The organism is Microbispora cellulosiformans, assembly GCF_008728085.1.
GTDB lineage: Bacteria > Actinomycetota > Actinomycetes > Streptosporangiales > Streptosporangiaceae > Microbispora > Microbispora amethystogenes.
Genome location: NZ_VYTZ01000005.1, coordinates 44552 through 67724 on the forward strand (window position 1 = coordinate 44552; position 23173 = coordinate 67724).

Annotated in this window: 22 protein-coding genes; 9 read left to right on the top strand and 13 right to left on the bottom strand. The window is 73.2% G+C overall.

Annotated features, from left to right (window positions below; all coding sequences use genetic code 11):
- Positions 1-21: 21 nt before the first annotated feature.
- Positions 22-2178, top strand: a complete 2157-nt coding sequence (locus F5972_RS14410) for an MMPL family transporter (protein ID WP_150934013.1) — start codon at positions 22-24, stop codon at positions 2176-2178.
- A 97-nt stretch (positions 2179-2275) separates the two neighbouring features.
- On the opposite strand, the gene F5972_RS14415 is transcribed toward F5972_RS14410, so the two are convergent.
- The 6 genes from F5972_RS14415 to F5972_RS14440 all read right to left on the bottom strand — a co-directional run bounded on the left by F5972_RS14415 (position 2276) and on the right by F5972_RS14440 (position 7570).
- Entirely contained in the window at positions 2276-2620 is a 345-nt protein-coding gene (locus F5972_RS14415; RefSeq protein WP_079316970.1) for an RNA polymerase-binding protein RbpA, read from the bottom strand.
- Between the two features lie 163 nt (positions 2621-2783).
- A complete protein-coding gene (locus F5972_RS14420; RefSeq protein WP_150934014.1) occupies positions 2784-3938 on the bottom strand; it encodes a M48 family metalloprotease in 1155 nt (384 codons plus the stop codon).
- A gap of 144 nt (positions 3939-4082) precedes the next feature.
- Positions 4083-5432 carry an MFS transporter gene (locus tag F5972_RS14425; RefSeq protein WP_150934015.1) on the bottom strand — a complete coding sequence of 450 codons (1350 nt, stop codon included), beginning with the start codon at positions 5430-5432 and terminating at the stop codon, positions 4083-4085.
- A 57-nt stretch (positions 5433-5489) separates the two neighbouring features.
- Positions 5490-6287: a glycerophosphodiester phosphodiesterase gene (locus F5972_RS14430; RefSeq protein WP_150934016.1), complete on the bottom strand. Its 798-nt coding sequence runs from the start codon at positions 6285-6287 to the stop codon at positions 5490-5492.
- Positions 6288-6344: 57 nt separating this feature from the next.
- On the bottom strand, positions 6345-6911 hold the full coding sequence (locus tag F5972_RS14435; RefSeq protein WP_225311487.1) for a TrmH family RNA methyltransferase: 567 nt from the start codon (positions 6909-6911) through the stop codon (positions 6345-6347).
- Complete coding sequence (locus F5972_RS14440) at positions 6908-7570, bottom strand: class I SAM-dependent methyltransferase (protein ID WP_150934017.1); 663 nt, start codon at positions 7568-7570, stop codon at positions 6908-6910. The genes F5972_RS14435 and F5972_RS14440 overlap by 4 nt, the downstream gene beginning before the upstream one ends.
- Before the next feature lie 131 nt (positions 7571-7701).
- Here F5972_RS14440 and F5972_RS14445 point away from each other — a divergent pair, with 131 nt between their 5' ends.
- From F5972_RS14445 to F5972_RS14455, 3 genes are all read left to right on the top strand, one after another.
- Positions 7702-8262: an RNA polymerase sigma factor gene (locus tag F5972_RS14445; protein WP_150934018.1), complete on the top strand. Its 561-nt coding sequence runs from the start codon at positions 7702-7704 to the stop codon at positions 8260-8262.
- On the top strand, positions 8262-9257 hold the full coding sequence (locus F5972_RS14450; protein WP_150934019.1) for a hypothetical protein: 996 nt from the start codon (positions 8262-8264) through the stop codon (positions 9255-9257). The genes F5972_RS14445 and F5972_RS14450 overlap by 1 nt, the downstream gene beginning before the upstream one ends.
- A 197-nt stretch (positions 9258-9454) precedes the next feature.
- A complete protein-coding gene (locus F5972_RS14455; protein ID WP_150934020.1) occupies positions 9455-10834 on the top strand; it encodes a hypothetical protein in 1380 nt (459 codons plus the stop codon).
- Positions 10835-11053: 219 nt separating this feature from the next.
- Here the strand turns inward: F5972_RS14455 and F5972_RS14460 are convergent, their stop codons facing one another.
- Genes F5972_RS14460 through F5972_RS14470 form a run of 3 tightly spaced genes read right to left on the bottom strand, consistent with a single transcriptional unit; the run spans position 11054 to position 13958 of the window.
- Positions 11054-12001, bottom strand: a complete 948-nt coding sequence (locus F5972_RS14460; RefSeq protein ID WP_150934021.1) for a VWA domain-containing protein — start codon at positions 11999-12001, stop codon at positions 11054-11056.
- Complete coding sequence (locus F5972_RS14465; protein ID WP_150934022.1) at positions 11998-12918, bottom strand: DUF58 domain-containing protein; 921 nt, start codon at positions 12916-12918, stop codon at positions 11998-12000. The genes F5972_RS14460 and F5972_RS14465 overlap by 4 nt, the downstream gene beginning before the upstream one ends.
- Complete coding sequence (locus F5972_RS14470; RefSeq protein ID WP_150934023.1) at positions 12915-13958, bottom strand: AAA family ATPase; 1044 nt, start codon at positions 13956-13958, stop codon at positions 12915-12917. The genes F5972_RS14465 and F5972_RS14470 overlap by 4 nt, the downstream gene beginning before the upstream one ends.
- A gap of 124 nt (positions 13959-14082) precedes the next feature.
- Between F5972_RS14470 and F5972_RS14475 the strand changes: the two genes are divergently transcribed.
- From F5972_RS14475 to F5972_RS14490, 4 genes are all read left to right on the top strand, one after another.
- Entirely contained in the window at positions 14083-14835 is a 753-nt protein-coding gene (locus F5972_RS14475; RefSeq protein WP_225311488.1) for a hypothetical protein, read from the top strand.
- Between the two features lie 159 nt (positions 14836-14994).
- Complete coding sequence (locus tag F5972_RS14480; protein ID WP_191910123.1) at positions 14995-15669, top strand: response regulator transcription factor; 675 nt, start codon at positions 14995-14997, stop codon at positions 15667-15669.
- Positions 15670-15677: 8 nt separating this feature from the next.
- Complete coding sequence (locus F5972_RS14485; protein WP_225311489.1) at positions 15678-17240, top strand: sensor histidine kinase; 1563 nt, start codon at positions 15678-15680, stop codon at positions 17238-17240.
- On the top strand, positions 17237-17737 hold the full coding sequence (locus F5972_RS14490) for a GerMN domain-containing protein (RefSeq protein ID WP_150934025.1): 501 nt from the start codon (positions 17237-17239) through the stop codon (positions 17735-17737). Before F5972_RS14485 ends, F5972_RS14490 begins: the two co-directional genes overlap by 4 nt.
- On the opposite strand, the gene F5972_RS14495 is transcribed toward F5972_RS14490, so the two are convergent.
- On the bottom strand, positions 17685-18755 hold the full coding sequence (locus F5972_RS14495; RefSeq protein ID WP_150934026.1) for a D-alanyl-D-alanine carboxypeptidase family protein: 1071 nt from the start codon (positions 18753-18755) through the stop codon (positions 17685-17687). The genes F5972_RS14490 and F5972_RS14495 overlap by 53 nt on opposite strands.
- A 348-nt stretch (positions 18756-19103) precedes the next feature.
- Between F5972_RS14495 and F5972_RS14500 the strand changes: the two genes are divergently transcribed.
- On the top strand, positions 19104-19871 hold the full coding sequence (locus F5972_RS14500) for a TSUP family transporter (RefSeq protein ID WP_150934027.1): 768 nt from the start codon (positions 19104-19106) through the stop codon (positions 19869-19871).
- A 127-nt stretch (positions 19872-19998) separates the two neighbouring features.
- Here the strand turns inward: F5972_RS14500 and F5972_RS14505 are convergent, their stop codons facing one another.
- The 3 genes from F5972_RS14505 to F5972_RS14515 form a co-directional block, all read right to left on the bottom strand.
- Positions 19999-21237, bottom strand: a complete 1239-nt coding sequence (locus F5972_RS14505; protein ID WP_150934028.1) for an MFS transporter — start codon at positions 21235-21237, stop codon at positions 19999-20001.
- Between the two features lie 492 nt (positions 21238-21729).
- Positions 21730-22491, bottom strand: a complete 762-nt coding sequence (locus F5972_RS14510) for a DeoR/GlpR family DNA-binding transcription regulator (protein ID WP_263641829.1) — start codon at positions 22489-22491, stop codon at positions 21730-21732.
- A 272-nt stretch (positions 22492-22763) separates the two neighbouring features.
- The gene (locus F5972_RS14515; RefSeq protein ID WP_150934030.1) at positions 22764-23129 is read right to left on the bottom strand and encodes an ArsR/SmtB family transcription factor; all 366 of its coding nucleotides are present in this window, start codon (positions 23127-23129) and stop codon (positions 22764-22766) included.
- Between the last annotated feature and the right edge of the window lie 44 nt (positions 23130-23173).

The following is a 23173-nucleotide window of genomic DNA, read 5'->3' on the forward strand; positions in this document are numbered from 1 at the left end:
CTCCCCGAGAAAGAGATCTCTGTGGCAACCCTGCTGTACCGGCTGGGCCGGTTCTCCTTCCGCAGGCGCGGGCGCGTCGCCGCCCTGTGGCTGCTCCTGCTGGTGGTCCTGGGCCTGGCCGCCGCGGCCTTCCACGGCCCGGCCGGCGACAAGTTCTCGATGCCCGGCACCGAGTCGCAGCGGGCGCTGGACGCCCTGGCCAAGGAGTTCCCGCAGGCGAGCGGTGCCACCGGGGCCATCGTGGTCGCCGCTCCGCAGGGCCGGAAGCTCGCGCCCGCCGCGGTCGCGCCCGTGGTCAAGGAGGCCGCCGCCATTCCCGGCGTCGTCGCCGCCATGGACCCGTTCCGGACCGGCGCCGTTTCTCCCGACGGCCGCTACGCCCTGGTCCAGGTGCAGTTCGCCCACGCGGTCGAGGACGTGACCGACGCCCAGCGCGAGGCGTACCTCAAAGCCGGCTCCTCGGCGGCGGGGCTGCGGGTCGAGCACGGCGGCGAGATCCTGAAGGCCGCGCCGGAGGTCGGCGGGTCGGAAGGGATCGGCGTCGTGATCGCCGCCGTGGTGCTGATCGTCACCTTCGGCTCGCTGGTGGCCGCCGGGATGACCCTGCTGAACGCGCTGATCGGCGTGGGCGCCGGCATGGGCGGGCTGTTCGCGCTCAGCGGCGTCGTCGAGCTGACCTCCGTCACCCCGGTGCTGGCGCTGATGCTGGGCCTGGCCGTCGGCATCGACTACTCGTTGTTCATCACCTCCCGCTACCGCCAGTTCCTCGCCGAGGGAGTCGAACCCGCCGAGGCCGCGGGCCGGGCGGTCGGCACCGCCGGATCGGCGGTCGTGTTCGCCGGGGCCACCGTGGTCATCGCGCTCGCCGGCCTGTCGGTCGTCGGCATCCCGTTCCTCAGCGTGATGGGCCTGGCCGCCGCGGGCACCGTGGCCGTCGCCGTCCTGGTCGCCCTCACGCTGCTGCCGGCCTTCCTGTCGTACGCCGGGGCCCGAGTGCTGCCCCGCAGGCAGCGCACCGGAGACGACGCGGGCGCGGCCGGCCGCGGCTTCGGCTACACCTGGGGACGGCTGGTCACCCGGCTGCGCGTGCCGATCCTGGTGGCCGGCGTCCTCGCCCTGGGCGCGCTCACGCTGCCGGCCCAGGACCTGCGCCTGGCCCTGCCCGACGCCGGCACCGCCGCCCCCGGCACCCCGGCCCGCGAGGCGTACGACCTGACCAGCGAGGGATTCGGCGAGGGCTTCAACGCCCGCCTGATCGCCGTGGTCTCCGCCGCCGACCGCGCGGCCACGACCGCCGCCGCCGGGCGGGCCGCGCAGCTGATCCAGCAGACCCCCGGCGTGCTGGCCGTGGCCCCGCCGCAGCCGAACGCCGCGGGCACCACCGCGCTGCTGACCATCATCCCCAAGGCCGGGCCCACCGCCGCGGCCACCGAGGACGCCGTCCACGCCATCCGGGCCAAGGTCGCCGGCATCGGCGGTGCCGAGATCGCCGTCACCGGCGCCACGGCCGTCGGCATCGACGTCTCCGACAAGCTCGCCGACGCCATGCCGGTGTACCTGCTGCTGGTGGTCGGCCTGTCGGTGCTGCTGCTGATGCTGGTCTTCCGGTCGATCCTCGTCCCGGTGAAGGCCGCGCTGGGCTTCCTGCTCACCGTCGGCTCGACCTTCGGCATCACCGTGGCGATCTTCCAGCAGGGTCACCTGGCCGGCCTGCTGGGCGTGGACGTGCCGGGCCCGCTGGTCAGCTTCCTGCCGATCCTGCTCATCGGCATCCTGTTCGGCCTGGCCATGGACTACGAGGTGTTCCTGGTCTCGCGGATGCGCGAGGACTACGTGCGCGGCGACGCTCCCCGCCAGGCGACGATCAACGGCATGGGGCACAACGCGCGGGTCGTCACCGCCGCGGCGCTGATCATGACGGCCGTGTTCGGCGGGTTCGTGTTCATGAACGATCCGATCATCAAGTCGATGGGCTTCGCACTGGCCGTCGGCGTGCTCGTCGACGCCTTCGTGGTCCGGATGACCCTCGTCCCCGCCGTGATGTCCATGCTCGGCCGCGCAGCGTGGTGGCTGCCCCGCGCCCTGGACCGGGCGCTGCCCGACCTCGACGTCGAGGGCGAGCGCCTGCGCCACCACCTCACCGCCGCCGAGCCCCCGGAGCGGGCCGGGGTGTCCTGACGCACCACCCGGCGTGCCCGTGCCCGCACCGGCCGGGTACATGCGAACGCCCCCGGCGGCCCTGGAGATCAGGGCCGCCGGGGGCGTCACAGGCGTCCTACGCGCTCTTGCGCCGCTGCTCCCTCAGGATGGCGAGGCGCTCGTTGAGCACCTCCTCAAGGTCCTCGATCGAACGGCGCTCGAGAAGCATGTCCCAGTGGGTCCGCGGCGGCTTCGCCTTCTTCTGCTGCGGCTGCTCCGCGTCCACCCGCAGCGCGGGACTGCCGCAGTGACGGCACTCCCAGGTCGTCGGGATTTCGGCCTCGACGGCGAGCGGGACGGTGGTGAGATGGCCCTTCGGGCACGTGTAGGTCACCTCCTGGCGAGGCGCCAGATCGGTGTTGCGGTCGTTCTCGTAGCTGGTCGCGCCGAGCCGGGTACCGCGAAGTGCACGCTCGCCCATGTTCTTAAGCCTCCTGAGGTCCCCGCCTTCGAGGGGGTTCGTTCGCCACCGCGTACAACGCCTGATACCGTGAAGGGATTCCCAGCCGAGACCTGATCCAATCGCGCTTTTTCCGTCCCACTGGTCCCAGCTGTGCGGTATAAAGCGCGCCCACCAGATCGAGTCAGACCGCGGACTGATACCGGAGAGGCAGGATCTCGGTTATCGGGTGGCCCTGCTCGGCCGCCTCGGCGAGCCGTACCACGTCGACGCGGTCGCCTCCGGGACCGATGAGCTCCCGCTGGCGCAGCGCCTGGCCGTACCTGTAGCCCTTCGTCCGCAGATGGCGATGGAGAACGGGGAAGAGGACACAGACCCCGGCCGTCGGGTGGGTGCACACCCCCTCTCTGTGCTCCCGGACGAGCTCCGCGCCGCGCCCGGCCGCGACGATCTCCATGAGGTCGGCGAGCGTCAGATGCTCACGACCGGTGAGTTCGGCCGCGGCCCGGAGGACCTGGTCATGGCGGCACTTCATGATCTCGTCCCAGACGCTTTCCGGGACGTCGGGAAACGTAAGCTCGCGGCGCATGGCCGGGGTGCCGGCGAGAACGTCGCCGAGCCGGCAGCGGGCGAACCGCGCCTCGCCCTCAGGACCGGGCGTGGACATGATCGGGTCCGCCGCAGGCCCGGGCGGCCGGTCGAGGACGACCCCCAGCTCCGCCATGCGGCTGGTCGCGTCCAGACCCAGGGATTCGGTCGCGGAGAGTTCGAGGTATCGCGGCATGAGCCGGGCCAGAAGGTCGTCCTTGTGCACCTTCCAGCGCCAGGCCGGGTAGAGGTCCAGCGGAAGATACCGGTGGGCGGGCAGATCCGCGGCGTAGCGGTGCACGAACCAGTCGAACGACACGCTCATGAGGACGCCGCGCAGAACCGCGTTCGCCGTGGTCCGCGGATCCGACACGCGGCAGCCGGCCCTGTCGGCCTCGGTGACGAGGGCCCGCACCACCGCGCCGATCTCCCGTTGCACGGCGGGCCTCATCCGCACCCCCGCCTTCCAGACCTCCCAAAGCGCGCCGAGCAGCCACGACCGGCGCGCTTCCAGGAAGACGAGCTCGAAGGCGATCACCGCGCGCAGCTCCGCCCGTTCGAACCCCATGAGGTAGGGCAGGCCGATCCACAGCTCCGTACGCCGCGGCCCCAGCCGGGTGCCACCGCTCTCGGCGACGGGGGCGAGACACACGCGTGACGGGCGCCGGACTCCGAGCTCACCGGCCACCTCGGAGACCATCGCATGCAGGTCGGGGTGCTCCGCGCGCCGGGCGACGTGCCGATCCCGCACCGGTGCGGGCCAGACGACGGGCACCAGCCGGCCGGCGGCCAGGCGGGGACGAAGGCCCTGGCGCGGTGGGTCAGCACGAGCCAGACCGCCCGTCGCGGGGTCATGCCTCCAGGCGGCACGGACGATCCCTCCCAGAACGCGCCCTCAGATGTGGTCGGGGACCTCGTTGCCCGCCTCGCGGATGGCCCGGGGCAGGTTGACGGTCGTGAGCAGCACGAATCCGAGGACGAAGAACACGATCAGCGAGACGATCGCGGTGCGGTAGCTGTCGGTGAGCTGGAGCGCCAGCGTGAGCACCAGCGAGCCGAGGAACGCCGACCCCTTGTCGCTGACCTGGTAGAGGCTGAAGTACTCCGCCTCGCGCCCCGGCGGGATCACCAGCGAGTACATCGAACGCGACAGCGCCTGCGTGCCGCCCATGACGATCGCGATGGCGAACGCGATCGCGTAGAACTGCAGGGCCGCGCCCTTCTGCAGGAAGTAGGCCACCCCCACCACCACGGTCCACACCACCAGGCTGGCGAGGACCGTGCGCTTGGTCCCGAACACCGCCGCGAGCCGCCCCAGCCCGAGGGCGCCGCCCACCGCGATGAACTGGACCATCAGGATCGCGCCGATCTGGTGGGTCTGCCCCAGCCCCAGCTCCTGGTCGGCGTACGTCGCGGAGAACCCGATCACGGTCTGCACGCCGTCGTTGTAGACCAGGTAGGCCGCGAGGAACAGCAGCGTGCGGGGATAGCGGCGCGCCTCGGCGATCGTACGGCCGAGCTGGCGCACGCTGCCGGCGACCGCCCGCGCCGCGGTCGCCTCGTGGACCGGCACCCGCCGGTCGCGCAGGCGCAGCATCGGAATGATCGTGAAGGCGCCCCACCACAGGCCGGCCGAGGCCAGGCTGATCCGCACCGCCAGGCCCTTGTCGATGTCGGCGAACAGGTAGACCACCAGGTTGAGCGCGAGCAGCAGGCCGCCGCCGAGGTAGCCGAAGCCCCAGCCCCTGCTGGAGATCGTGTCGCGTTCCTCCGCCCCGGCGATCTGGGGCAGGAAGGAGTCGTACACGACCCGCGCCGAGCCGAAGGTGACGTTGGCGAGCAGGAACAGCGCGCCGCCCAGCAGGTACGCGTCGCCCGAGACGAGGTAGAACCCCAGGGTGGCCGCCGCGCCCGTGAAGGCGAGCGACCCGAGGATGTGCCGCTTGCGCCCGGTGTGGTCGGCCAGGGCGCCGACGACCGGCATGACCACGATCTGGAGCAGCACCGAGATCGTCACCATCGCGGTGAAGTACGCCTTCGGCCGCAGGTCCAGGCCCAGGAACGACACGAAGCCCTCCGGGCCGCCCGCCGCCGTCGTGGCGACCGAGGTCAGGTACGGCCCGAGGAAGACGGTCAGGACCGTCGTCTGGAACGCCGAGTCGGCCCAGTCGTACCAGTACCAGCCGCGCTGCTCACGCCGTCGCGCGCCGGGAAGCTCCTCCTGAACGACCTGGGGGGCGGTCATCGTCTCTCCTCGCGTGTGGAGCGGTCGTGCCGGGCGGGTCAGGGGGGGTCACGGGGGTTACGGGACCACCGGGCGGGGGTGCCACTGCCCGCGCGACTTGAGGACGTCGCGCAGGCCGCTGATGTTGTCGGTCATGATGCCGTCCACGCCCAGGTCGAGCAGGTGGGCCATCGTCACCGGGTCGTTGACCGTCCACACGTGCACCTGCATGCCGATCGCGTGCGCGGTCCGTACGAGGGCGCGGGTGGTCACCCGCAGGCCGCGGAACCCGATCGGCGCCTGCGCGCACGGGACCCCCGCCCGGGCCAGCCCGGACAGCAGCCTGCCGTACCCGCCGCCCATCGCGGCGGTGCGCAGGGCGGCGAGGCCGCGCGGGCCGAGCGAGTAGCAGACCTCCCGGTCGATCGCGCGCAGGGCGCGCGACAGCCGGGAGTCGGAGAACGACGTCAGGCAGACCCGGTCGTGGGCGCCGGTGCGGCGGATGGCGTGGGCGAGCGGCGCGATCGCGGCGCTCTCCTTGACGTCGATGTTGAACCGCACGTCCGGCCAGGTGCCGAGCAGGTCCTCGATCAGGGGGATCTCGTGCCGTCCGCCGATCCTGGCCTCGCGCACCTCGCGGTAGGGCAGGCGGGAGACGCGCCCGGCGCGGTCGGTGACGCGGTCGAGGGTGTGGTCGTGGAACGCGAGCAGGACGCCGTCGGAGGTCGCGTGGGCGTCGGTCTCCAGGTAGGTGTAGCCGAGCTCGACGGCCCTGGAGAAGGCCTCCATCGTGTTCTCCCGGCCCTCGGCGGCACCGCCGCGGTGCGCGAAGGCGAGCGGGCCGGGATGGTCGAGGAAGGCGAAACGGCGGTGCACGAAAGGAGTATGCCGGGTCTCGGAGAGTGCGTCAGCGCGCGGACATGAACATTTGGGTCACGAGGCGCCCATCGACGCCCATTCCCGTCGCCTGGCCTCGGCCATCGCGATCGCCGCCGCGACCGCCACGTTGACCGATCCGACCCTGCCGACCTGCGGGATGTAGGCCACGGCGTCGGCGGCCTCCAGGCAGGCGGGGGAGACGCCGTGGTCCTCGCTGCCCAGCACCAGGCAGACGTCCCCGTCCAGCGCGGCCTCGTGCAGCGGCGCGGCGTCGCCGGTCAGTTCGACGGCGACGACCCGGTAGCCCTCCTGCCTGGCGGCGCGTACGGCGTCGGTCACCGGGACCGGCTCGTGCCACTCCACCAGCCGGTCGGTCCCGAGCGCGGTCTTCTGGGCCTTGGGATTGGTGGGCGGGGTGGCGTTGCCGGCCAGCCAGATCGTCTCCACGCCGAACGCCGCGGCGGTGCGGAAGACCGAGCCGACGTTGAAGGGGCCGGTGACGGATTCGAGGATCAGCGCCAGACGGCCCTCGGTGTTGCGGCGCCAGGTGCGGTTGAGCCGCTTGACGTCGGTCGGCTTGAGCTGCCTGCGCGGGTTGGTCGTGTTCATCGGGGCGCTCATCGCTCCTGGTCGCCGGAAGAGCCGCGTACAGCGGACGGTCGAGGGGACGGTGTGGGGGAGGGTGCGGGGCGGGCGTCCACCCGCAGGACGCGGTAGGCGGACCGGGAGGCAAGCCGCGAGGCGGGCCAGCCCTGCTCGTTCAGCCAGCGCTGCAGCGAGTCGGAGCCCAGGTGCTTCTGCACGACGAGGTACGCGCTGCCGTCGGGGGTGAGCCGGTCGAGCCACCGCGTGAGCATGGCGTGGAGGGCGGCCTTGCCGATCCGGATGGCCGGGTTCGACCAGATGGCCCGGAACCTCACGTCGTCCGGCACCTCGTCGACATGTAGCGACCTTACTTTGTCAAGGCGGGCGCTCGCGGCGTTCCTACGGCACAGGTCCACCGAGCGGCGGTTCACGTCGACGGCCCAGACCGTCGCTCCCGGCGCCCGGGACGCCATGGTCAGCGCGATCGGGCCGTAGCCGCAGCCCAGGTCGAGCAGGTCGCCGTCGGGCGGAGGCGCGGGCACGCTCTCCAGCAGCACCCGGGTCCCGGCGTCGATCCGCTCGGGGGAGAACACCCCGCTGTCGGTCTCCAGGCGCAGATGCAGATCCGGGAGGACCAGGGTGACCGTCCCCGGCCGGCTGTCCGCCTCGGGACGCTCCTCGAAGTAATGGGCCACGTGCCCAAACGTACCAACGCCGCGGAGCGGTGATCTCCACGGAGACGGGGGTGAAACACTTCCGGCCTTCCGGACAGGTACGAGATGGCGGGGAAAACGGTGAAGGGGGAGCAACGGTGGGCCGCGGGGACATGAGGCGCCGTTTCGAGGAGATCTATGTGGCGCACTACGCGGATCTCCTCGCCTATGTGCGGCGCCGCGCCACGTCCCCCGAGGACGCCGCCGACGCCCTCGCCGAGACCTTCGCCACGGCCTGGCGGCGCATAGGCGACGTCCCCGCCGGCCCGGCGGCCCGCCTGTGGCTGTACGGCGTGGCCCGGCGGGTGCTGGCCAACGGCCGCAGGGCCGAGACCCGCAGGAGCGCGCTCGTCGAGCGGCTCGGGGCGCAGCTCGCCCTCTGGGACGCGCAGCGGCGGGACGATCCGGCCTGGCCGCCGGACCACGAGGAGCTCGACGCCGTGCGCCGGGCGTTCCGGCGGCTCGGCGCCGACGACCGCGAGGTGCTGGCGCTGGCGAGCTGGGAAGGGCTGGCGTCGGCGGAGATCGCCACGGTGCTCGGCTGCTCGCGCGGGGCCGCCCGCCTCCGGCTGCACCGGGCCCGCAAACGCCTCGCCGCGGAGCTGAGCTCGGCAGGAGTGGACATGGCCCGGTACGGGATCCGGATGGCGGCGCTGGCGGGAGGAGAGGCGTGATGGACCACCGCGCACAGGACCGCGCACACGGCGACACGTACGGCCGCGCACATGGTCGCGCTCAGGACCCTGCGTGCGACCGAGCACGTGGCCGTGCTCAGGACTCCGCGCGTGACCGCGACCTGCGCCGCCTGGTCGCCGGTATCGCCCCCGGCCCCGGCCCGGGGCTGACGCCGCTGGCCATGGAACTGCTGGAGGAGATCGTCTCGGGGCCGGCTCCGGCACGCGGTCACCGGGACCGGCTCCGCCACATGGCACGCGGGGCCGTCCGGAATGTCCAGCTCCGCCTGGCGGCGGTCGTCCTCCCGCTCGCCGCCGTCCTGCTCGCCGTGTCGTGGCTCGTCCCCGGCGCGGCCGGGCTCGGCCCCGCTCCGGCCTCCGCCGCGCTCGACATCAGGCGGGAGGGCGGCCACTACGTCGTCATGGTGCGGGACCTGTTCGCCGATCCCGCGACGTACCAGCGTGAACTGCGCCAGCGCGGCCTGGACGTGGAGGTGCGGATCGTGCCCACGGCGCCCGCTTCGGCCGGGCGGGCCCTCTACGTCGACGGCACCCGCGACAACAGCGCCATCACCGCGATCCAGGCGCCGGGCACGTGCGTGCGCTTCGCCGGCTGCCCGACCGGGTTCCGCATCCCGGTGGACTTCCGCGGGCACGCCGAGGTGCTGATCGGCCGCGCCGCCCGGCCGGGGGAGCGATACGGCCTCATGGAGCACATCGACATGGAGGGCATGCCCTTCCACTGCGTGGACTTCCTCAACCGGACCGTCGGCGAGGTCCTGCCCCTGCTGCGGGAGCACGGCGTGCGAGCGGAGTTCACCTCCTACACCGCCCACGGCGCCCGGCGGCCTGCCCCCGCCGGCTGGTACGTACTCGAAGGGATCATGGTCGCCGACGGGCAGGCGCTCCTGCTGGTCGGCCCCGCCCCCAATCCCCGGCCGCGCGCCAGGGACGCCTACTGCCCGGCGGCCGCCGGGCCGTCGTCCCACCCCTGAGCCGCCGAGCCCGCCGAGCCCGTCGAGCCCGCTGAGCCGCGCTGAATCACGCGGCTCGGCGCGGCCGCCGACCCCCCGCCGCGATCCACGCCGCGACCTCCGCCGCGATCCACGGAGCCGGGCCACTGGGTGCCGTGCGCGGATGACGCCTGCCCGTATCTCCCCTCATCTCCCTTCCCTCCCCGATCGGATTCGCCATGCTCGCGTACGCCCGCCGCCTGCTCCCGGTCCTCGCCTGGGCCCGGCGGCACCGCGCTTTCGCGGTCACGCTCACGATCGCGGCCGCGCTCCGGGTGGTCACCATGCTCGGCTACCCGCCCGCCCGGCTGTACTGGTACGACTCGTTCACCTACCTGCACAACGCGGTCCACCTGCGGCCCGAGCAGGGGTTCCACCCGATCGGATACCCCCTGCTGCTGCGCGCCCTCCTGCCCTTCCACAGTGTCGAGGTGGTCGTCGCCGCGCAGCACGCGATGGGGCTGGCGACCGGCGTCGTCGTCTACACGGCGCTGCGCCGTGGGGGACTGCCCGGCTGGGCCGCCGTGGCCGCCTCGGCGCCGGTGCTGTTCGACGCGTCGTTCCTCCGCCTGGAGCACGCGGTGCTGTCCGACTCGCTGTTCATCCTGCTGGTCGTGGCGGCCACGGCTCTGCTGGTCCGCCGCCCGGTGCCGTCCGCGCGCGCCGCCGCGGCCGCCGGCCTGCTCCTCGCGGGAGCCGCCCTCACGCGGACGGTCGCGCTGCCGCTGATCCTGCTCGCCGTGCTGGTGCTCGCGGTGCGCCGCGTCCCCTGGCGCCGCCTGGCCGTGCTGGCCCTGTCCGGGCTGCTGCCGGTCGCCGCGTACGCGGGATGGTACGCCGGGGTCCACGGCAGGTTCGCGATCGGCGGCGGGGACGGGGTCGCTCTGTGGGCCCGCACCATGACCTTCGCGGACTGCGCGGTCGTCCGCCCTCCGCCGGACCTCGCTCCGCTGTGCCCGAACGGGACCGTCCTGGACGCCGCGGGGGAGTACGCCTGGGCGAGGGAGTCCTCCCTCAACCGGCTCCCCGGCGGGCACGCCGCGCTCAACGACCGGGCCCGTGCCTTCGCGCTGCGCGCCATCGCCGCCCAGCCGCTCGACTACCTGCGCGACGTGGCGCGGGACACCGCGCTCGCGTTCCCCTGGACTCCCGTCGCCCACCCGGCGCGCGTCGTCCCCGCGTTCGGCTTCGCCGTCGGCACGTGGTCGCTGCCCGCCGATCAGCCGCTCGTCGAGCAGGTCAGAAGGGAGTACGACCCGGGTCTCACCGGGATGCGGGCGGTCCGGCCGTACGCGGATCTGCTCGTCGCCTACCAGTACCCGGCCTATCTGCGCGGGCCGCTGCTGGCCGCCGTCCTGCTGATGGGCGCCGTGGGCGCGGTGCGGAGGCCTCGGACGGCGGCGCTGCCCTGGGCGGTCGCCGTCACGCTGCTGGTCGCGCCGGTGGCCGTGCTCGATTTCGACCACCGCTACGTGCTTCCCGTGGTGCCCGTGGCGTGCCTGGCGGCCGGGCTCGGCCTTCGAGGAGCCACAGCGCGGGACTTGGCGCCAGGAACGTGATCTTCGTTTCGGTTCGGTGATTGCTCGAACGAGGGGTGTCACACCTGGTGTGGTAGTCCGTAGCCGCACGGTGACTAGTTGAAGTCCTTGATGCGCGACCGAGAGTCACCGGCCGATCTCCGCACCCAGACTCCTCAGGGGCCGCTCCCCGTCACCCGCCGGCGCCCGGCGGCGCGGCGGCCCGTGGGCGCCGGTCGCCGGGACGCGAGCGTGATCCGGTCAGGGGATGCGGGCGCCGAGCAGCATGGCCGCGGCGGCGGCGAGCATCCCGGCGACGATCGCGGCGACGAGGAACCGCTGGGTGATCTCCTGGTGCACCACCTTGAAGCCGAGCGACGTGCCGATCTGCGCGTAGACATCCCGCAGTTCGCTGCCGGACTCGGCGGTGTACGCCCGGCCCCCGGTGCCGTCCGACAACGACTGCAGCGTGGCCTTGTTGACCGGCACCTGCACCGACCGGTTGTCGATCGTGACGGTGCCCTCCGGCGTGCCGTACGCGATCGTGGACACCGGCACCTTGGCGCCGACCGCCGCCTCCACGGCCTCGTTGACCGACCGGCCGGAGGTGTTGTCGCCGTCCGACAGCAGCACGATCGCCGCGGGCGGCGGATCGGTCACCGCCCGCTGGTCGAACGACCTGACCGAGTCGAGCGAGTTGAACACCGCCTCGCCGATCGCCGTGCCGGCCCGGGTGGTCAGGCTGGAGATCGCGGTGGTCACGGCCGCGTGGTCGGTCGTGGGGGAGATCACCACGGCCGCCGACCGGGCGAAGGCCACCACTCCGACGTTGAACCGGTCCGGCAGGTCCCGTACGAACTGCTGGGCGGCCTGCTTGGCCGCGACGAGCCGGGTGGGCTCGACGTCGTTGGAATCCATCGACAGCGACACGTCCACGGCGATCATGATGGTGGCCCGGTCCCTGGGCACCTTGACCGCGCCCGCGGGCCTGGCCGCGCCCATGACCAGCAGGGCCATCATGATCAGGAACAGCGCCGCCGGTACGTGCCGCCGCCACGAGGGCCGCTCCGGCGCCACCAGCGACAGCAGCGCCAGGTTGGTGAAGCGCAGCGTGTAGCGGCGGCGGGCGAACTGCAGCGCCACGTACGCCGCGACCAGCGCGGCGACCAGGACGAACAGCCAGAGCCAGCCGGGGGACAGGAAGGTCACGCGCCCGCCCTCCTGCCCGCGGCCCGCCGCATCAGATGGGCCGTGCGCCGCTGCCGCAGCACGAACCCGGCGAGGTCGAACACCCAGTCGCGGTCGGTGCGCAGCACCAGGTGCGCGGCCCCGGCCCGGCGCAGCGCCGTACGGATCTCCCAGCGCTGCTCGGCCGCCGCCTCGGCGTACCGCTCCCTGAGCCCGCGCGACAGGTGGACGCCGCGCGAGCGCCCGGTCTCCGGGTCGGTGAGGGTGACGAAACCCACGTCGGGAAGCTCCAGCTCGCGCGGGTCGACCACCTCCACGGCCAGCACCTGGTGCCGCGCGGCCAGGCGGCGCAGCGGCGGCTCCCAGGAGTCGGCCGGGTCGAGGAAGTCGGAGACGACCACCCGCAGCCCCCGTTTGCGGTGCGCCGCCGCCATCATCTCCAGACCCTCCCCGAGATCGACCGAGCCCTGCGCGGGCGGCGCGCCGAGCAGCGAGTGCAGTAACGCGTACAGCCGGGGCCGGCCCTGCCGGGCCGGATACCGGTGCACATCGTCGCCGTACAGGACGTAGGCGCCGAACCGGTCGCCCACCCGTCCGGCGAGGATCCCGATCGCCCCCACGGCGGAGATCACCAGGTCGCGTTTGGAGACCTCGGCGGTGCCGAACTCCATGCTGGCCGACAGGTCGGCCAGCGCCCAGGTCTCCAGCTCCCGGTCGGCGATCAGGTCCCGCACGTGCGGGACCGTCGTGCGGGCGGTGACCGCCCAGTCCATGCGGCGCACGTCGTCCTCGCCGGGCACGTACACCCGGCTGTCGCCGTGCTCGCTGCCCGGCCCGGGGATCAGGCCCTGGTGGCGGCCCTGCAGCAGCCCGTCGAGCCGCCGCACCACCGTGAGCTCCAGCCGCCGCAGCGCCTGATCGGGGTTCGCGCCGCTCATCGCATGCCCTGGTTCCACACCACGAGGGGCGGCGGCACGGTCTGCAGGATGCGCCCGACGACCTCGGCGGGGTCCACCTCGTCGGCCAGCGCGTCGAAGGTGAGCATCAGCCGGTGCGCCATCACGTCCACGGCGACGTCGCGGATGTCGTCGGGCAGCAGGTAGTCGCGCCCGCGCAGCAGGGCCAGCGCCCGCCCGGCCGAGATCAGGCCCAGCGTGGCCCGGGGGCTCACCCCGATCTCGATCGTGTCCTCCAGGTCGGGCAGGCCGTACTCCGACGGGGTCCGCGTCGCCATGACCAGCCGTACGACGTAGTCGGCGACGAGCTGGTGGACCGAGACCTCCTCGGCCATGTCCTGCAGCCGCAGCAGGGTGGCCGGGTCGAGCACCGGCCTCGGCACCGGCGGCCGGACGCTCATCCGCTGGAGGATCTCCAGCTCCTCGTGGGCGCTCGGATGGGACACCACCACCCGGAACAGGAACCGGTCGCGCTGCACCTCGGGCAGCGGGTAGACGCCCTCGGACTCGATCGGGTTCTGCGTGGCCAGCACGATGAACGGGCGGGGCAGCGGGTGGGTCCGCCCGGCCAGCGTGACCTGCCGCTCGGCCATCACCTCCAGCAGCGCCGACTGCACCTTCGCCGGGGCCCGGTTGATCTCGTCGGCCAGCAGGAAGTTCACGAACACCGGCCCGAGCTCGACGTCGAAGCTCTCGGAACCGGGATGGTAGACGCGGGTGCCGACGATGTCGCTGGGCACGAGGTCGGGGGTGAACTGGATCCGGGCGAAGGAGCCACCGGTCACGACGGCCAGTGTCGAGGCCGCGAGGGTCTTGGCCACCCCCGGCACGCCTTCGAGCAGGCAGTGCCCGCGGGCGAGCAGCGCCACCAGCAGCCGCTCGACCATGTGGTCCTGCCCGACGATCACACGGCGGACCTCGGCGAGCGCGTCCATCAGGGAATCCAGCCGAGCCTCCCCGTCCTCCTGCTCCGCGACGCCCTCGCCGGGCTCGGGGTCACTGCGTTCATCGGCAACGGTCATGCTCGTTATTCAACCGTGACTCGGCGGGAGAATCCATTTCTCTCCCATTTGCCCGTCCGGGCGCGCGCCACACCCCCTATCGCGCCCATGAGTTGTCGTGCTTGTGTGTTTTGATGTGGAGGAGATGGTGACCCCTCTTCAGTACGGCGACCCGGCCCACGTGGGGCCGATCGCGCTGCAGGCACGCCTGCGCACGGCCCAGGCCGGGCTCGTCTACCTGGGCCAGGCGCCCGACGGCCGGGTGGTGTCGGTGGCGGTCCTCAGCAGCGGCGCCGCCCTCGACGCGGCGGCCCGGGACCGGTTCGTCACCGCGATCAAGGAGGCCGAGCGGCAGGGCCGTACGGGCGTGCTCGGATGGGGCGCCACGCTGGTCGACCGGATGCGCGGCCGGGTCGCCCCCGACACGCCGCCCGTCCTGGCCATGCACGACGGTCCGGCCCCCTGGGTGGCCGTGCCGTACGCGCCGAACGCCCCGGGGGCCGAGCGGTTCCTCGACCCGGTCACGGTGTCCGGCACGCTCATCGGGCAGCGGCACGGGCCCGACTTCCTGCACTACTGGCAGGGCGACGCCACCCCCGCGGTGCCCGGCCCGCCGGCCCCGCCGCCGCCGGCGGTCGCCACCCGGCGCTCGGTCGTGCTCGCCTCGACGCTGCTGGCCACGCTGGTGCTCGTGCTCCTCGTGGCCGCCTGGCTGCTGCTCTTCCGCGGCGAGGACGAGCAGGAACCGGCCCGGCCGCTGCCGAACACGCAGTTCGTGCCCAGCCCGCCGCCCGAGCCCGCCTCACCGGTGCCGCAGCGGCCCACCCCCGGACCGTCCGGAAGCGGCAGCGAGTCGCCCTGGCCGATGGACCTCGACGACGGCCGCGGCCCCATCTGACCTCCGCGCACGTGCTCCACGTACGTCCTTGTCGGCCGCCGCCGGCTCGGTCGTGACACAACCATGACAGGCCGCGGACGAGGCGGGGACACGGCCGCGCCACAATGGACGGGGTTGCCCGGCAGGCGAGTTGTGGAGCGTGCGGTGAAACCCGGCGGCGTGTCGCGAGTGTTGCTGATCGAGGATGACCCGGCCGTGCGGGAGGGCCTTGAGCTCGCCCTGAGCCGGCACGGGTACCGGGTGCGGGCGGTGGAGTCCGGTGAGCAGGGGCTGGAGCGGCTGCGTACGGACCTTCCCGACGTCGTCGTGCTCGACCTGATGCTGCCCGGCATGGACGGGTTCGAGATCTGCCGCCGCATCAGGGCCACCCGGGAGTTACCGATCATCATGCTCACCGCGCGCGGCGACGACATGGACGTGGTGGCCGGGCTGGAGGCGGGCGCCGACGACTACGTGGTCAAGCCGGTGCAGCCCAGGGTGCTCGAGGCGCGCATCCGCGCGGTGCTCCGGCGGGTCGGCCGCGACCAGGCGGACCTGGAGCGGTACGGGGACCTGACCATCGACCGGGCCGGGCTGGTGGTCGCCAACCGCGGCGTGCCGGTCAGCCTCGCCCCGACCGAGCTGCGCCTGCTGCTCGAACTCTCCGGCACGCCGGGCCGGGTGCACAGCCGCCAGCAACTGCTGGAGTCGGTGTGGGAGCACGGATACTTCGGCGACTCGCGTCTCGTGGACGCGTGCGTGCAGCGGTTGCGCGCGAAGATCGAGGACGACACGGCGGCGCCCGTCTACGTGCAGACGGTGCGTGGGTTCGGCTACCGGTTCGGGCCGGTGTGAGCCCGCCGGTGGCATCTCGGCCGAGCCTGGGGCTGCGTGCCCGGCTGCTGTCCGCCTTCGCGCTGCTGTGCGTGGTCACCGCGGCGGCGGTGGCCGGCGGGATGTACGTCCAGGCCCGCACCGCCATCCTGCTGCGGACCCAGGACGCCGCGGTGCAGGCGATGAGAAGCCGCCTGCAGGCCCTCTACCCGTTGCGGAATCCGGCGCCTGGCCCGGACGAGCTCGGCGAGATCGCCGCCGCGGTGACCGACCGGAACAGCTCCGCGATCGCCCTCTATCACGGCGTGTACGCGCCGGTCAGGCCGCCGCCGGGGGACCGGAGGCCGGCCGCGGGCGGGCCGGCCCTGGACCCCGGAGCGATGGATCCTGGAGCGATCCCGAACGCGCCGGCCGGGCCGCCGGGAGACTGGAGACTGGGCGAGAGCGCCCCGGCCCTGGAGCCCGGGGCGATCCCCGGAGAACTGCGGCGGGCGGTGGCCCGCGGCGAGATCGCGTGGCAGCGCGTGGTCTGGCAGGGGGCGCCCTTCCTGATCATCGGAACGCCGCTGCTGATCGTCGAGCGGGACCGGACGGCGCGGGTGTCGGGGATCGAAGTCTACTCCGCGCGCAGCCTGCTTCCCGAACAGCTCAGCATCGACGAACTCGCCGCGTCCGCCTGGAAGAACGGCGGGGTGGCCCTGGCGTTCGCGGTCGTCCTCGCGTCGCTCGCCACCCGTGGCGTGCTGCGCCCGGTGCGCGAGCTCGGCCGGGCGGCACGCCTGCTGGGCAGGGGCGAGATGCGGACCAGGATCGAGGTGCGCGGCTCCGACGAGCTGGCCGAGGTGGCGCGCACGTTCAACGACACCGCCGCGGAGCTGGAACGGCACGTCGAGCAGCTGCGCGCGATGGAGGCCGACGCCCGCCGGTTCGTGGCCGACGTGTCCCATGAGCTGCGCACGCCGCTGGCCGCGCTGGCCGCGGTCGCCGACGTTCTGGACGAGGAGGCGGCCGGGCTGCCGGAGCCCGCGGGCCGGGCCGCCAGGCTGGTCAGCCGGGAGACGCTCAACCTCACCGCGCTCGTGAACGACCTCATCGAGATCAGCAGGTTCGACTCCGGCGTGGCGGCCCTCGCGCTGAACGAGGTCGACGTGGCCGAGCTGGTGCGCGCGACCCTGCGGGTCCGGGGCTGGTCGGAGCTGGTCCGCACCGAGCTCCCGGTCGCGGTGACGGCGTGGCTGGACCCGCGCCGGGTGGACGTCGTCCTCGCCAACCTGGTCGGCAACGCCCTGCGGCACGGCGAACCGCCGGTGTCGGTACGGCTTCGCGCCGACCCGCACTGGATCGCCGTCGAGGTCCGCGACCACGGGCCGGGACTCGACGAAGCGGTGCTGCCGCACGTGTTCGACCGGTTCTACAAGGCCAGCGCGGCCCGGGCCAGGTCCGAGGGCAGCGGACTGGGCCTTGCCATCGCGCGGGAGAACGCACGCCTGCACCAGGGCGACCTCACCGTCGCCAACGCCCCGGACGGCGGCGCCGTCTTCACGCTGCGCCTGCCGCGCCGGGCACACGATCCGGACGGAGACCCGGAATGAGACCCGGAGTGAGGCCCGGGTCCGCCCGCGGTGTCCTCGGCGCGGGCCTGCTGTCGCTCGCCGTCCTGGCCGGCTGCGGCGTGCGGCCCAGCGACGTCATCACCGGCGCGGATCCGCCGAGCGGAACCGTCGCACGCGCCACGACGATCACCCTCTACCTCGTGAAGAACGGCCGTCTCAGCGCGGTGACGCGGCAATCCAGCGGCCGTCCGCTGTTCCCGGCCGACCGGCTCGCGCTGCTGGCGGCCGGGCCCACCGCGGAGGAACAGGCGCACGGGCTCACCACCGGTGTCCCGCCCGAAGCCGCCCCGTTCTCGGTGACCGCCGGGCCGCCCGGCCAGCTGGCGGTGACCCTGTCCGCCGCGGCCGGTGACCTGTCGGCGCTGGCCGTCAAGCAGATCGTGTGCACGGCCGCCGCCGCGGCGCCCGAAAACGCCGTCAAGATCACCGTCGTCGGCGCCGGGCGGAACGCCGACGCCCGGGAATGCCCGGAGTGACGGTGGCGTCCCCTCCACCGGTCGCCGGTGGGCGTTCCAGGGGCACGCGCGGCCGCCGGGCCGCCGCGATCAGCTCCCTGCTCGCGGCGAACGCGGCCTCCTTCTTCTCCTCGAGCGTGTCGCCGGGGTCGCCCTGGCCCAGAACCACGCCGAGGATCAGCCGGTCGCGGGCCCCGGAAGCGGAACGGACGGCCCACAGCAGCGCTCCGCCCGCCGGCGTACTGGTGCCGGTCTTGATGCCGACCACCCCGGGCAACTCGAGCAGCTTGTTGGAGTTGACGATCTCGCCCGGCACGCCCGGCACGGTGGTCCTGACGGTGGCGACGATGTCACGCAGCACGCGGTTCTTCATGGCCTGCCCGGCCAGCTTGAGCTGATCCACCGCCGTGCTGACCGTGGTGGGCTCGTACCCGCTCGCCCCGGTGTAGGTGGTGTTGGTCATGCCCAGCCTGGCGGCGGCCGCGTTCATCTCCCGGACGAAGGCCTGCTCCGAGCCGGCGTCCCAGCGGGCCAGCAGACGTGCGGCGTTGTTCCCCGAGGGGATCAGCATCAGCTCGAGAAGCTGCCGCTCGGTGAGGATCTGGCCTTCGGTGACCGGCACGGTGGACTCGTCGCGGTTCTCCGCCTCGATCGCCGCCTGCCGGTCGACCCGGATGGGCGGCCCGGTGTCGTTCCCGCCGAGCGGGTGGTGGCGAAGAACCACCAGGGCGGTCATCACCTTGGTGACGCTCGCGATCGGCACGGGCCGCTGCTCGCCGTGCACACGGAGGCTGCCCGCCCGCCCGGCGATCTCGACCGCCGCCTGCCCCGTCGATGGCCAGGGCAGAGTCCACGGCAGGGCCGCGGCAGCCGACGCCGGCGTTGAGCCGGACAACGGCGGCGGCTCCTCCTGTGCGCCGGTGCGGACCAGCCGGCCCCCGGCGGCGAGGACGGCGGACACGATGAGGCAGAGCAGCAGCGTGACCGCGGCGTACCGCCGGTCACGGGACCGAGAGGAAACAGCGCGTGGCTCGTCCATGCCGAACCACGATCGACGCCGAACGTACGCGCCCCGTCAGCCTCGTGTCACCGTTCATCGACGGCGGCAATCGTCGGCGCGACCATGACACGCCCCGGTCGGAAGGGGCCCCGGCGCCGGGGTGACGGCCGCCCGCTGGGGAGTGCCTGACAAATGCTGCCCGTCGCGAGTGGGGATCCAGGTGGATGCATCGCAAGGCGGAGGAGGGGCTGACAACAGCGTTATCGGCGACCACGGCAACGCAGCGAGGCGCAGCAGGGCATGATTTGCCAGACATGACCTAGGCTCGGCTCTGTCAGGCGCCGGTCAAGCGAGGGCCGAGCGGCGGCAAAAGGAGGACGGTGGCGCATGCACGCCGGGCAGATCGTGCTGTTGCTGCTCGCCGCGGTGGCCGCCGGATGGGTCGACGCCGTCGTCGGCGGCGGGGGCGTTCTGCAGCTTCCGGTGCTGCTGCTGGCCGGTGTCCCGCCGGTCCAGGCGCTGGCGACGAACAAGTCCGCCGCCATCTTCGGCACCGCCTCGGCGGCCGTGACCTACGCCCGCAGGACGAAACTGGACCGCGCCGTGGCCGTGCCCGCCGCCGCGCTGGCGGTCGCCTTCGCCGGTCTGGGCGCCGCGTCGGCGGCCCTGCTCGACGCCGCCGTGCTGAAGCCGCTCGTCATGGTCGTGCTGCTGGGCGTGGCCGCGTTCGTGACCCTGCGACCGGCGTTCGGCCGCCTGCCCCAGCCGCACCTGCGTACCCGCGGGCGGGTCGTGGCGGCGCTGCTGGTCTCGGGCATGGCGATCGCCTACTACGACGGCATCCTCGGGCCGGGCACCGGGACGTTCCTGCTCATCGCGTTCACCTCGATCCTCGGGATGGACTTCGTCCACGCCTCGGCCACGGCGAAGGTCATCAACACCGGCACGAACCTGGGCGCCCTCGCCGTCTTCGCCGCCCAGGGGCACGTGCTGTGGGCCGTGGGACTGGCCATGGCCGCCTGCAACATCGCCGGGGCGCAGATCGGCGCCCGGATGGCGCTCAGCCGCGGCTCGGGGTTCGTCCGGGTCGTCCTGCTGTGCGTGGTGGCCGCCCTGGTCGCCAAGCTCGCCTACGACCAGTTCCTCGCCGCCTGACCACCCCCCAATCACCCCGGCCTCCTGGGCGGGGTGCGGCTGCGGGTGCCCGCCGACGCGGCCGTCGAGGTCGACGGCTTCAGCCTGTTCGGCGGTCGCGTGGCGGCCCCGGCCGCCACGTATGCGGCTACGGCGTCTTCGGCGGCGTCAGGGTCACCGGCGCCTGATCGGCGGGCTCACGCCGCGGCGCGCGTACGGCCGGCGCCGCGAGGGCGACGAACAGTGCCAGCAGGGCGGGCACCAGCAGCGCGTACGGAAGGGTGACGGCCTCCGCCAGGCCGCCGATGAGCACCGGGCCGGTGAGGAACCCGGTGTAGCCGAGGCTCGCCACGGCCGCCAGCGCCCGGCCCGACTGCGCGGGGTCGCGGTGCCCGGCGGCCGAGAACACCTGCGGGATGATGCACGACAGGCCCGCGCCGAACAGCCCGAACGCCACGACACCGGCGACCGGCCGGCCGGCGAGGACCCCGGCAGCGAGGCCCGCCCCGGCGAGCAGCCCGCAGCAGCGCACCAGTGTGACCGGGCCCAGCCAGGCGGCGAGACGGTCTCCGGCGAACCGCCCGGCCGTCATCATGATCGAGAAGGCGGCGTACGCCGCGGCGGCGAAGCCGGGGGAGGACCCCAGGTTGTCGCGCAGGTAGACCGACCCCCAGTCGGCAGAGGCACCCTCGCCGACCAGGCAGCAGAACGCCAGGACGCCGAGGAACAGCACGCCGCCGCTGACGCGCCGCCGGGCCGGGCCGCTTCCGGAGGGCGTGACCGGGGCGGCCGGTGCCGTACGCCCCGGCGGGGCGTCGCGCAGCGCCCAGCGGGCACTCAGCAGCGCGACGAGCAGGATGGCCACGCCCACCGACACGAAGGTCAGGGCCGGGCTCACATCGGCGTGGGCGAACAGCCCGCCCGCGGACGCCCCCGCGAACCCGCCGACGCTGAACACCGCGTGGAAGGACGACATGATCGGCGTGCCGTAGGCCCGCTCGACCACGACGGCGTTGGCGTTCATCGCGACGTCGAGGGTGCCGTGCACCGCGCCGAAGACGAACAGGGCGAACGCGAGAGTCGCCAGGTTCGGGGCATAGGCGGGGAGCACGAGGACGACGCCCTGCGCGAGGGCCACCGGCAGCATCGTCCGGTAGCTGCCGTACCTGTCCACCAACCGGCCGACGATCTGCATGCCGGTGATCGCGCCGACGGCGATGCCGAGCAGTCCCAGACTCAGCGCGCCGTCACTGAGCCGCAGGTCGGCCTTGATCGCGGGGATCCGGCTGGTCCATGTGCCGATGGCCATCCCGGACAGCAGGAACAGCCCGTAGACGGCCACCCGGGCGCGCACGAGCGCCGGACGGGCGGGGGCGGACAGAGCCATGACGCATCGCTCCTCGAAGGCGGTGGTGGCGGGCAGGACCCCGGCGGCAGGGCCTGGCCGGGTGGAGTGCTACGAGCGGCCGGAGCTGTGGCGGTGTTCGGACGAACACCCGACTATGTGTGATCGATCACGTCCGGCGTGCGTGAGGGGCGGCCGGACTCACGTGTCCAGGCGCGCTGGGTGCTCGGGGGAGAGCGGTGACGCCGCGCCGGCCCTTAGAGCCGCCTGACTTCACGCGTTGCGTGTGACTGTGGACGGTAACGGTGGACAGTGCCAGCGGCACGCTGACAACGGCCCTGTGACGGGGGTTGGCGCGAGGACCGGGACGGATGCGCTGACGGAAGACGGGCGGCTTGGCCGGTGCGGGAAACACCACGCGACGGTAGGCGGGGTGACGTGGGCGGGCGGGTGACCTCCGTAGGCGTCGTGATGGGGCATCGTGGCGGGCTCGTGTGCGGGACGGCCGGCAGGATCCGCGGTGGCGGGGATCGGTCAGGGAACGGACGCCACGGCCGGGACCGTGCGTACGGTGACTCCGGCGGCGGCGAGGGCGTCGTGCTGATCCTTGGGGATCCCGTCGTCGGTGACGACGACGTCGAGCCGGTCGAGTCCGCAGACCGCGCCGAACGCCGTCCGGTTGAACTTACCCGAGTCGCAGACCACCACCACCCGGCGGGCCGAGGCGATCGCGGCCTTCTTGATGGCCACTTCGGGCAGGTCGTGCGCGGTCAGGCCGTGCTCGGCGGACAGGCCGCAGCAGCCGACGACCGCGGTGTCGAACCGCAGGGCCTTGATGGACGCCTCGGTGAGCGGGCCGACGAAGTTCATCTCGCCGTGGCGCACCTCTCCGCCGGGCAGCACGAGACGGACGCGGGGCGCGGCGGCGAGTTCCTGCGCCGCCTGGAGTGCGAGCGGCAGCACGGTCAGCCGGCGGTCGCGTACGACCCGCGCGACCTCCAGCGCGGTCGTGCCGCCGTCGAGCACCACGGCCTCACCATCGGCCAGCAGGGAGGCGACCTCCGCCGCGATACGCCGCTTGGCATCGACCGCCTCGCGCTCACGCACCCCGAACGGCGGCTCCTCGCCGCGCAGCAGCAGGCTCAGCGCGCCGCCGCGCACCCGGCGGACCACGCCCTGCTGGGCGAGCTCGTCGAGGTCGCGGCGGATGGTCATCTCCGATACCCCGTATGCCAGTGCCAGCTCGGCCACGGAGACGCTGTCGGTGGTGCGCAGCGCATTCATGATCGCACGCATGCGGTCGGCACTTTCCATGTGTTCATTTGAACACAGCTCCTGTACGAGAGCAACTAAATCTACTTTGTAAAGCCGACCGGGTTGTGCGATACACCTGGAACCAGGTTCGTCCGGTCCGCGAGCAATGATGAGGGACGGCGACGTCCGCGACGGTCGCGTCGATCACGTAGAGGGCATCGGCGCGTGGCACCGGCCCCAGGATCGCCCCCCTCGGGCTCGGGGTGGCGATCGCCTCTGCTGCCAGTGCGGTGGTACGGGCCGGGTACGGGGGTCTAAGCCGGGCCGATCAGCGCCGACATCCGGGCCAGCACGCCGGAGTTGACCCAGTAGTACACCCAGGTGCCGCGGCGTTCGGAGCCGATGAGCCCGGCCTGCCTGAGCACCTTGAGGTGGTGGCTGATCGTCGGCGGAGTGAGGTCGAAGGCCGCCGTGAGGTCGCACACGCACGCCTCGCCGCCCTCGTGGCAGGCGATCAGCGACAGCAGGCGCAGCCGTACGGGATCGGCGATGGCCTTGAACAGCGGTGCGAGCTCCACGGCCTCGCGCTCCGGCAACGGCTCGGATGCCAGCGGGGCGCAACACCCCACGCCGGACCCGTCCACGCCGGCCTCGGCGATCGGCGACCCCTGTTTCGACATGGCTCTAATTTGACACGGCTCTATCCAAAGGCGCAAACTGCCGC

What these genes read in the sequence shown, in the direction of transcription:
- F5972_RS14445 (WP_150934018.1), top strand. Translation starts at nt 7,702, where the DNA reads ATGAGGCGCCGTTTCGAGGAGATCTATGTGGCGCACTACGCGGATCTC.
- F5972_RS14470 (WP_150934023.1), bottom strand. Translation starts at nt 13,958, where the DNA reads ATGACCGTTGCCGATGAACGCAGTGACCCCGAGCCCGGCGAGGGCGTC.
- F5972_RS14475 (WP_225311488.1), top strand. Translation starts at nt 14,083, where the DNA reads ATGGTGACCCCTCTTCAGTACGGCGACCCGGCCCACGTGGGGCCGATC.
- F5972_RS14495 (WP_150934026.1), bottom strand. Translation starts at nt 18,755, where the DNA reads ATGGACGAGCCACGCGCTGTTTCCTCTCGGTCCCGTGACCGGCGGTAC.
- F5972_RS14435 (WP_225311487.1), bottom strand. Translation starts at nt 6,911, where the DNA reads ATGAGCGCCCCGATGAACACGACCAACCCGCGCAGGCAGCTCAAGCCG.
- F5972_RS14510 (WP_263641829.1), bottom strand. Translation starts at nt 22,491, where the DNA reads ATGCGTGCGATCATGAATGCGCTGCGCACCACCGACAGCGTCTCCGTG.
- F5972_RS14450 (WP_150934019.1), top strand. Translation starts at nt 8,262, where the DNA reads ATGGACCACCGCGCACAGGACCGCGCACACGGCGACACGTACGGCCGC.
- F5972_RS14500 (WP_150934027.1), top strand. Translation starts at nt 19,104, where the DNA reads ATGCACGCCGGGCAGATCGTGCTGTTGCTGCTCGCCGCGGTGGCCGCC.
- F5972_RS14515 (WP_150934030.1), bottom strand. Translation starts at nt 23,129, where the DNA reads ATGTCGAAACAGGGGTCGCCGATCGCCGAGGCCGGCGTGGACGGGTCC.
- F5972_RS14465 (WP_150934022.1), bottom strand. Translation starts at nt 12,918, where the DNA reads ATGAGCGGCGCGAACCCCGATCAGGCGCTGCGGCGGCTGGAGCTCACG.
- F5972_RS14415 (WP_079316970.1), bottom strand. Translation starts at nt 2,620, where the DNA reads ATGGGCGAGCGTGCACTTCGCGGTACCCGGCTCGGCGCGACCAGCTAC.
- F5972_RS14455 (WP_150934020.1), top strand. Translation starts at nt 9,455, where the DNA reads ATGCTCGCGTACGCCCGCCGCCTGCTCCCGGTCCTCGCCTGGGCCCGG.
- F5972_RS14490 (WP_150934025.1), top strand. Translation starts at nt 17,237, where the DNA reads ATGAGACCCGGAGTGAGGCCCGGGTCCGCCCGCGGTGTCCTCGGCGCG.
- F5972_RS14425 (WP_150934015.1), bottom strand. Translation starts at nt 5,432, where the DNA reads ATGACCGCCCCCCAGGTCGTTCAGGAGGAGCTTCCCGGCGCGCGACGG.
- F5972_RS14505 (WP_150934028.1), bottom strand. Translation starts at nt 21,237, where the DNA reads ATGGCTCTGTCCGCCCCCGCCCGTCCGGCGCTCGTGCGCGCCCGGGTG.